Genomic DNA, 9,944 nt, shown 5'->3' with positions numbered 1-9,944 from the left:
ACATGGACACCGAAGCGAAGCTCCGCGACTACCTCAAGCGGGCGACCGCCGACCTTCGGCAGGCCCGCCGCGACCTCGTCGACATCGAGGAGAGGGCCGCCGAGCCGATCGCGATCATCGGCATGGCCTGCCGTTATCCCGGCGGGGTGCGCACACCCGGCCAGCTCTGGGACCTGCTGGACGCGGGACGGGACGCGATCACCGGTTTCCCGCAGGACCGCGGCTGGGCGGTGGCCGAGGGCGATTTCACCCTGGAGGGCGGCTTCCTCGACGACGCGGGCGCGTTCGACCCGGCCGTCTTCGGCATCTCCCCGCGCGAGGCCCTGGCCATGGACCCGCAGCAGCGGCTGCTGCTGGAGATCTCCTGGGAGGCGTTCGAACGGGCCGGGATCGACCCGCTCGGCGTCAAGGGCTCCCGCACCGGTGTGTTCGCCGGCGTCATGTACCACGACTACGCCGCACAGCTGACCTCGCTGCCCGACGGCGTCGAGGGCTATCTGGCCACCGGCACGTCCGGGAGCGTGGTCTCCGGCCGCGTCGCCTACACCTTCGGCCTTGAAGGACCCGCGCTGACCATCGACACCGCCTGCTCGTCGTCGCTGGTCGCGCTGCACCTGGCGGTGCAGTCGCTGCGCCGGGGCGAGTGCGCGATGGCGCTGGCCGGCGGCGTGACCGTGATGGCGAGTCCGAGCACGTTCGTCGAGTTCGCCCGGCAGGGCGGGCTGGCCGCCGACGGCCGGTGCAAGCCGTTCGCCGAGGCCGCCGACGGCACCGGCTGGTCCGAGGGCGCGGGCGTGCTGCTGGTCGAGCGGCTGTCCGACGCCCAGCGCCTCGGCCACCCGATCCTCGCCGTGGTGCGGGGCTCGGCGGTCAACCAGGACGGCGCGTCCAACGGGCTGACCGCCCCGAACGGCCCGTCACAGCAGCGGGTCATCCTCGACGCGCTGGCCGACGCACGGCTCACTCCCGCCCAGGTCGACGCCGTGGAGGCGCACGGCACGGGCACCACGCTCGGCGACCCGATCGAAGCCCAGGCCCTGCTGGCCACGTACGGCCGGGACCGGGACGAGCCGCTCCGGCTCGGTTCGCTGAAGTCCAACCTGGGCCACACCCAGGCAGCCGCAGGCGTCGGCGGTGTGATCAAGATGGTCGAGGCCATGCGCCGCGGCGTGCTGCCGAAGACCCTGCACGTCGACGCGCCCTCCCCGCACATCGACTGGTCCACCGGCGCGCTGGAACTGCTCACCGCCGCGCGGCCCTGGCCCGAGACGGACGCCCCCCGCCGGGCCGCCGTCTCCTCCTTCGGGTTCAGCGGCACGAACGCCCACGTCGTCCTCGAACAGGCGCCGGCCGGCCTGGCCGCACCGGCGGACACCGTCGTAGCCCCGCCGCCCGCGGTCGTTCCGCTGCCGCTGGCCGGGGCCGACGCGGACGGGCTGCGCGCCTGGGCAGCCACGGTCCGCGACCACCTGACCGCGACCGGCGCGTCCCTGGCCGACGTCGGCGCCACCCTGATCACCCGGGGCGCGCTGCCCAGCCGGGCGGTGGCCTGGGATCTGGACGGCCTGGACGCGGTGGCCTCCGGCGTGGGCCCGGTCGCCGGCTCCCCGCTGGGCAGCTCGGATGTGGTGTTCGTGTATCCGGGTCAGGGTGGTCAGTGGCTGGGGATGGCGGCGGGGTTGCTGGACTCGCCGGTGTTCGCGGGGCGGTTGCGGGAGTGTGATGCGGCGTTGGCGCCGTTGGTGGGGTTTTCGGTGGAGGGGGTGTTGCGTTCGGGGGAGGGGTGGTTGTCGCGGGTTGAGGTGGTGCAGCCGGTGTTGTGGGCGGTGGGTGTGGCTCTTACGGCGTGGTGGGGGGCGCATGGGGTGAGGCCGGCTGCGGTGGTGGGGCATTCGCAGGGTGAGGTGGTCGCGGCGGTGGTGGCCGGGGCGTTGTCGGTGGGGGACGGGGCGCGGGTGGTGGCGGCTCGTTCTGGGGCGTTGGTGGGGTTGGACGGTAGTGGGGGGATGGCCTCGGTCGGTGCGGATGCCGGTGAGGTGGCGGGGTGGTTGTCGGGTGCGGAGTGGTCGGGTTTGGTGGTGGCGGTGGTGAATTCTCCGTCGCAGGTGGTGGTGGCGGGGGAGCGGCCTTTGGTCGAGGCGTTCGTGTCGTGGTGTGAGGGGCGGGGGGTGCGGGCCCGGCTTGTGGAGGTCGGGTACGCGTCCCACTCACCCCAGGTGGACGTGGTGCGAGACGCGGTCGTGACGGGGCTGTCCGGCGTCCGGGGCGCGGTGCCGACCATTCCGTGGTACTCGACCGTCACCGGCGAGCGGGTGGTGGATCCCGTCGGTGAGGATTACTGGTGGGCGAACCTGCGGGAGCCGGTGCGGTTCGCGTCCGTGGTGGAGAGCCTGGCGGCGGACGGTTTCCGGTTGTTCGCGGAGGTCTCCGGTCATCCGGTGCTGACGCTGGCCGTGGAGCAGTGCGTTCCCGACGCGGGGGTGTGGGGCACGCTGCGGCGCGGCGAGGACGGCCCGGCCGCGCAGATCCGGGCGCTGGGCGAGGCCTGGGTCCGGGGCGTCGAGGTCGACTGGACGGCCTGGCCGGCGGACGGCCGCTGGTCACCCGACCTGCCGACCTATCCCTTCCAGCGGACGCACTACTGGCTGACCGCCGCGCCCGGGGCCGGCGACCTGGCCGGGGCCGGGCTCGACGACACCGGCCATCCGCTGCTCGCCGCCGCCGTCCCGGTGCCCGAGTCCGGCACCGTGGTCTTCACCGGTCACGTCTCCCGGGCCACCCAGCCCTGGCTGACCGACCACGACGTGCTCGGCGACGTCCTGATCCCCGGCGCGGCGCTGGTCGAGCTGGCACTCGCGGCCGGTGAGCGGACCGACGCCCCCGTCGTCGAGGAACTGCTCATCCAGGCCCCGCTGGCGCTGCCCGAGACCGGCGGCGTCGACCTGCGCGTCACCGTCGCCCGGCCCGACCCGGGCGCCGCCCGCCGCGTGGTGACCATTCACTCCCGTTCCGACCGGGAGGAGCCCTGGACGCCGCACGCCACCGGCACCCTCCGTCCGGCCGGCACAGCGGAACGGGCGGAACCGGCAGGCCCGGCGGACCTGGCCTGGCCGCCGCGCGACGCCGAGCCGGTCGACGCCGAGGACCTCTACGCGGCGCTGGCCGACACCGGCCTGCGGTACGGGCCCGCGTTCCAGAACCTGCGCCGCGTGTGGCGGCGCGCGGGCGAGATCCTCGCCGAAGTCGCCCTCGACGGCGGCGGCGCCGATGGCACCGGCCCTGGTCACGACGGCTACGGCGGCTACGGGATCCACCCCGCGCTGCTCGACGCCTGCCTGCACGCCCTGGCCGCCGGCGGCCTGGTGCCCGGAGAGGACGGCGCGGCCCGGCTGCCGTTCGCGTTCAACGGCGTCCGGCTGCACGCCGTCGGCGCCGGCTCCCTGCGCGTCCGGCTCACCGCGGGCGACGGCCCGGAGACGATCCGGCTGCACGCCGCCGACGAGGCAGGGCTGCCCGTCCTCGACGTCGGCGCGCTCGCGGTGCGGCCGGTCACCGCCGCCCGGATCGGCGCCGCCCCCGGCCTGCCCCTCTACGGCCTCGACTGGGTGGACGCCGAGGCGCCCGCCGGTCAGGCCGTGGAGCGGCAGCCGATCAGTCAACCGGCGCTGCCGGCGATCACGCTCGGCGACGCCCTCCCCGGCGACCCCGGCGACGTGCTGGTGCTCGACTGCGCGAGCGGCACCACAGGGGAAAGCACCGTCGACGGCGCCGCCGTCCGGGCGGAGACCGCGCGGCTGCTGGAGACCCTGCGGCTGTTCCTGGGCGACGAGAGGCGGGCCGGAACCCACCTGGTCGTACGCACCGATGGGGCGATCGCCGCAGGCGCGGGGGACACCGTCCCCGGGCTCGTCGCCGCCGCGCTGTGGGGGCTGGTCAGGTCCGCGCAGAACGAGCACCCCGGCCGGATCACCATCGTCGACGCCCCCACCGCGGACCGGATCCCGGACGTGCTCGCCGCCGGTCACCCCCAGGCCGCGGTGCGGGACGGCCGGATCACGGTGCCCCGCGTCGTCCGGCACGCCGCCACCGGCGGGGAGCTGCCCGACCTGACCGGCGGCACCGTGGTGATCACGGGCGCCACCGGCACCCTCGGCCGTCTGATCGCCCGGCACCTCGTCGCCGCGCACGGCGTCCGCGACCTGCTGCTGCTCTCGCGCTCCGGTGGGGGCCCCGACCTCGACGGCGCGCGGGTGCGCGCGGTCGCCTGCGACGTCACCGACCCGGAGGCGGTCGAGGCCGCGCTGCGGGACGTGACGGTCAGCGCCGTGATCCACACCGCGGGCGTGCTCGACGACGGGCTGCTTGAGGACCTCACCCCCGGCCGCCTGGACGCGGTCCTGCGGCCCAAGGTGGACGCCGCCATGAACCTCCACGCGGCCACCGCGGGGCAGCCGCTCGCCGCGTTCGTGCTGTTCTCCTCGGCCGCGGGCCTGCTCGGCAACGCCGGGCAGGCCAACTACGCCGCGGCGAACACGTTCGCCGACGCCTACGCGGCGCGGCTGCGGGCCGAGGGCGTCCCGGCCACCTCGCTGGCCTGGGGCCTGTGGGACACCGACGAGGGCATGGCGGGCGGCCTCACCGACGCCGACCGCCGCAGGCTGCGGCGCGGCGGCGTTCTGCCGCTGGAGGCCGCCCAGGGGCTGGCCCTGTTCGACGCCGCCCTGCGCGCCGGAACCGCGCTGGCCGTCCCCGTGGCGCTGAGCCTGCCCGCGCTGCGGTCCACCGCGGACAGCGGGCTGCTCCCGCCGGTCCTGTCGGGGCTGGTGCGGCGCGCGCCGCGCCGCGCGGCCACGGCCGGCGGCGCGGACGGATTCGCCCGGCGGCTGGCCGGCCTGCCCGAGGCCGAGCGCGAGCAGACCGCCGTCGAGCTGGTGCGCGGCACGATCGCCGCCGTCCTCGGGTTCGCGTCCGGGGCCGCGGTCGACGGCAACCGGGCGCTGCGCGAGCTGGGCTTCGACTCGCTGACCGCCGTGGAGCTGCGGAACCGGCTGCAACCGGCCACCGGCCTGACCCTGCCGGCGACGCTCGCGTTCGACTACCCGAACGCCCGCGCCATCGCCCGCTACCTGCTCGATCGGGCGCTGGGCTCCGACCGGCCGGCGGGCGGGGCGTCGCCGGTGCGGCCAGGCCAGGCCCGCGCCGACGAGCCGATCGCGATCATCGGCATGGCGTGCCGGTTCCCCGGCGGGGTGCGCTCCCCGGAGGACCTGTGGCGGCTGCTGCGCGACGGCGTCGACGCGATCTCCGGCTTCCCCACCGACCGCGGCTGGGACCTCACCGGCACGGGCTTCACCCAGCAGGGCGGGTTCCTCTACGACGCGGGCCACTTCGACGCCGGCCTGTTCGGCATCTCCCCGCGTGAGGCGCTGGCCATGGACCCGCAGCAGCGGCTGCTGCTGGAGATCTCCTGGGAGGCGTTCGAACGCGCCGGTCTCGATCCGCTGGGGCTGCGCGGCTCCCGGACCGGCGTGTTCGCGGGCCTGATGTACCACGACTACGGCACCGGCCTGACCACGCTGCCCGAGGGCGTCGAGGGATACCGCGCGACCGGCGTCTCCGGCAGCGTGGTGTCGGGCCGCGTCGCCTACGTCTTCGGACTGGAGGGCCCCGCGCTCACGGTCGACACCGCCTGCTCGTCGTCCCTGGTCTCCCTCCACCTGGCCGCGGAGTCCCTGCGGCGCGGCGAGTGCGAGCTCGCCCTCGCCGGCGGCGTCTCGGTGATGGCGAACCCGAGCACGTTCGTCGAGGTCGCCCGGCAGGGCGGCTCGGCCGCCGACGGCCGGTGCAAGCCGTTCTCCGCCGCGGCCGACGGCGCCACCTGGTCGGAGGGCGCCGGCGTGCTGCTGGTCGAGCGGCTCTCGGACGCCCAGCGCCTGGGCCACCCGATCCTGGCCGTGGTGCGGGGCACGGCGGTGAACCAGGACGGCGCGTCCAACGGCCTGACGGCGCCGAACGGCCCGTCGCAGCAGCGGGTCATCCGGGCCGCGCTGGCCGACGCGGGCCTCACCCCGCAGGACGTGGACGCCGTCGAGGCCCACGGCACCGGCACCGCGCTGGGCGACCCGATCGAGGCGCAGGCCCTCCTGACCGCCTACGGCCAGGACCGGGACGAGCCGCTCTGGCTCGGATCGATCAAGTCCAACCTGGGTCACACCCAGGCCGCCGCCGGGGTCGCCGGGATCATGAAGATGGTGCTCGCGCTCGGCCACGGCGTGCTGCCCCGCAGCCTGCACATCGACGCGCCCTCCCCGCACGTCGACTGGGAGTCCGGCGCCGTCGCCCTGCTCGACGCCGAACGGCCCTGGCCGGTGGTGGACCGCCCGCGCCGGGCGGGCGTGTCGTCGTTCGGCATCAGCGGCACCAACGCGCACGTCGTCCTGGAGCAGGCCCCGCCCGCGTCGCCGGAACCGGAGAATCCGGAGCCGCCGGTCGTCCCGCTGCCGCTGTCCGGCCGCGACGGCGGCGCGCCGCCCGCCCAGGCCCGCCGGCTGGCCGCGTTCCTCCGCGACCGGCCCGACGTGCCGCCGGTCGACGTCGCGCACACGCTCGCGGGCCGGGCCACGCTGGAGCACCGCGCGGTCGCCCTCGGCGTGGACGCCCTCGGCGCGCTGGCGGACGGGCGGCCCTCGCCCGACGTCGTCACCGGCGTGGCCGGTCCGGCCGGCGGGACCGTCTTCGTCTTCCCCGGCCAGGGCGGCCAGTGGGAGGGCATGGCCGCCCGTCTGCTCGACCGGTCCCCGGCGTTCGCCGGCCGCCTGCGCGAGTGCGACGCCGCGCTCGGCCGGTATCTGGACTACTCGGTCGAGGCGGTGCTCCGGCAGGAGCCGGGGACGCCGTCGCTCGACCGGCTCGACGTCGTCCAGCCGATGCTGTTCGCCGTGATGGTGTCGCTGGCGGCGTGGTGGGAGGAGCACGGCGTCACCCCCGCGGCGGTCGTCGGCCACTCCCAGGGTGAGATCGCCGCCGCCTGCGTCGCCGGCGCGCTCACCCTGGACGACGCCGCCCGGATCGTGGCGCTGCGCAGCCGGGAGATGACGGCGATCGCCGGGGCCGGCGCGATGCTCTCGGTCGCCGCCGCCGAGGCCGGCGTGGCCGCCCGGATCGCCGCCTACCAGACCGCGTACGACGCGGCGGACACGGCGGCTCACCAGCCCGGCGACCAGGACGGGCCGGGACGGATCCGGCTGGAGATCGCCGCCGTGAACGGGCCCGCCTCGGTGATCGTGGCCGGTGCGGCCGGCGCGATCGACGAACTGGCCGCCGGCTACGAGGCGGACGGAGTCCGCGTGCGCCGGATCAAGGCGAGCGCCGCCGGCCACTCCGTCCAGGTGGAGGCGCTCCGCGACCGCGTCCTCGAGCTGCTCGCCCCGGTCCGGATCGCCGCCGGCCGGGTGCCGTGGTATTCCACGGTGCGGGCCGAGCCCATGACGGCCGAGGACGGCGCCGCCTACTGGTACGACAACCTGCGGCGGCCGGTCCGGTTCGCGGCGGCCGTCCGGCGCCTGCTCGCCGACGGATACCGCCACTTCGTCGAGGTCAGCCCGCACCCGGTGCTCACGGCCGGCATCCAGGACGTCGCGGCCGAGGCGGGGGACGGCGTGGCCGTCGCCGGCACGCTCCGCCGGGACGAGGACGGCCCGGACCGGGAGATCCGGGCCCTCGCCGAGGCCTGGGTCGCCGGCGTGCCGGTGGACTGGTCGACCGTGCTCACCGGACGCCGCCGGGCGCCGGACGTCCCCACCTACGCCTTCCAGCATCAGCACTACTGGCTGGCCGACGCTCCCGGCGCGGGCGGCGGCGGCCCGGACGGCGGCCCGGACGACGACTTCTGGGCGGCGGTCGAGGAGACCGACGCCGCGGCGCTCGGCCGGACGCTCGGCGTCGACCCCGGCGCGCTCGCCCCGGTGCTGCCCGCGCTCGCCGGCTGGCGCCGTGACCGGCGGGAACGCTCGCGGCTCGACGCCTGGCGGTTCCGGATCGCGTTCACGCCGCTGCCCGAGCCGGAACCGGCCAGGCTGTCGGGCACCTGGCTGGTGCTCCACCCGGCCGACGTCGATCCGGGGGAGGTGACGCTCGCGCTGATCGGCGCGGGAGCGGAGGTCGAGCACAGCACGGCCGTCGGCCGGGAGACGCTGCTCGCCCGGCCGTACGCGGGCGTCGTGTCGCTGCTGGCGCTGCGCGACGACGACCGGGCGGTGCTCGACACGCTGGCGCTGACGCGGGCGATCGGCGGCCTGGACACCGCGCTGTGGATCCTCACCCGGGGCGCGGTCGCCGCCGTCCCCGCGGACCCGGCGTCCCGGCTCGCTCCGGCGCAGGTCTGGGGGCTGGCCCGCACCTTCGCCCTGGAGCACCCGGAGGCGTGGGGCGGCCTGCTCGACCTGCCGGAGACGCTGGACGCCCGCGCCGCGGGCCGGATCGCGGCCGTCCTGGCCGGGCTGGACGACGAGGACCAGGTCGCCGTGCGCGCCACCGGAGTGCTGGCCCGCCGCCTGCTGCCCGCGCCCGCCGATCCGGCCGCGCCGCTGTGGGAGCCGCGCGGCACCGTGCTGATCACCGGCGGCACCGGCGCGCTCGGCGCGCACGTGGCCCGGTGGGCCGCCGGGTCAGGCGCCGATCACGTCGTGCTCACCAGCCGCAGGGGCGAGGCCGCTCCCGGCGCCGCCGAGCTGCGCGAGGAGCTGACCGCGCTCGGCGCGCGGGTCACCGTCGCCGCCTGCGACACCGCCGACCGGGCGCAGGTCGCCGCGCTGCTGGCCGCCCTGCCCGGCCCGGTCAACTCCGTGGTCCACGCCGCCGGCACGCTCGCCCCGGTGCTGCTCGCCGACACCACCCCGGAGGAGCTGGCCGCCGTCCGCGCCGGCAAGGTCGACGGCGCGGTCCACCTGCTCGACCTGCTCGACCCCGCCCACCTGGACCGGGTCGTGCTGTTCTCGTCCAACGCCGGCGTCTGGGGCAGCGCCCGCCAGGGCGTGTACGGCGCGGCCAACGCCGCCCTCGACGCGCTGGCCGAGCAGGCAAGGGAGCGCGGCCTCCCGGTCACGTCCGTGGCCTGGGGGCTGTGGGCCGGCGGCGGGATGGCCGAGGCGACCGGCGGCGAGGAGTACATGCGCAGGCGCGGCTTCCGCGGCATGGCGCCCGACGCGGCGATCGCCGCGATGCGGCAGGCCGCCGGGGCGGGGGAGACGTTCCTGTCGGTCGCCGACGTCGACTGGTCGGTCTTCGCCCCCGCTTTCGCCTTCGCCCGGCCCCGTCCGCTCATCGCCGACCTGCCCGAGGTGCGGGCCCAGCGGGCGGCCACCGCGGCCGCCCCGGCGGCCGACTCAGGAACGGAGCTGCGGCGGCGGCTGGCCGCCGCGCCCCCGCACGAGCACGAGCAGATCGTGCTGGAGGTGGTCCGGGGCAACGCCGCGGCGGTGCTCGGGCACGACAGCGCGGACGCGGTCGACGCGCGCCGTCCGTTCAAGGAGTTCGGCTTCGACTCGCTGACCGCGGTCGACCTGCGCAACCGCCTGACCGCCGCCACCGGGCTGACCCTCCCGGCGACGCTGGTCTTCGACCATCCGACGCCGGCGGCGGTGGCCCGGCTGCTGCTCGACGGACTGGTCACCGGCGACGGCGCGACCCCGGACGCCGTGCTGGCCACGATCGACCAGCTGGCCGAGGAGCTCGCGGCCACCGCGGGAGACACCGCGCTGCGGCTGCGGGTCGGCATGCGGCTGCGCGGCCTGCTCGACGGGCTAGACGGGCTCGGCGACGCCGGCGAGCCGGAGCAGGACGCGGTGAGCGGCACGCTCGAAGCCGCCAGCGCCGACGAGCTGTTCCGGTTCATCGACGAGCTCGGCGTGTCCTAAATGCCCAGTTAGGGGAGCGGTAGGGGTAGG

General features: G+C 76.7%; 1 protein-coding gene. It reads left to right on the top strand.

Going from position 1 to position 9,944, the window contains the following annotated elements:
* The first annotated feature begins 2 nt into the window (after positions 1–2).
* Positions 3–9,914: a type I polyketide synthase gene (locus JOL79_RS35130; protein WP_210158204.1), complete on the top strand. Its 9,912-nt coding sequence runs from the start codon at positions 3–5 to the stop codon at positions 9,912–9,914.
* The last annotated feature ends 30 nt before the right edge of the window (positions 9,915–9,944 follow it).

This window comes from Microbispora oryzae (assembly GCF_017896165.1).
Lineage (GTDB): Bacteria > Actinomycetota > Actinomycetes > Streptosporangiales > Streptosporangiaceae > Microbispora > Microbispora oryzae.
This window is presented reverse-complemented; position numbering and strand designations above follow the sequence as displayed.

Coding starts and splice junctions, on each gene's coding strand:
- JOL79_RS35130 (WP_210158204.1), top strand. CDS start 3: ATGGACACCGAAGCGAAGCTCCGCGACTACCTCAAGCGGGCGACCGCC.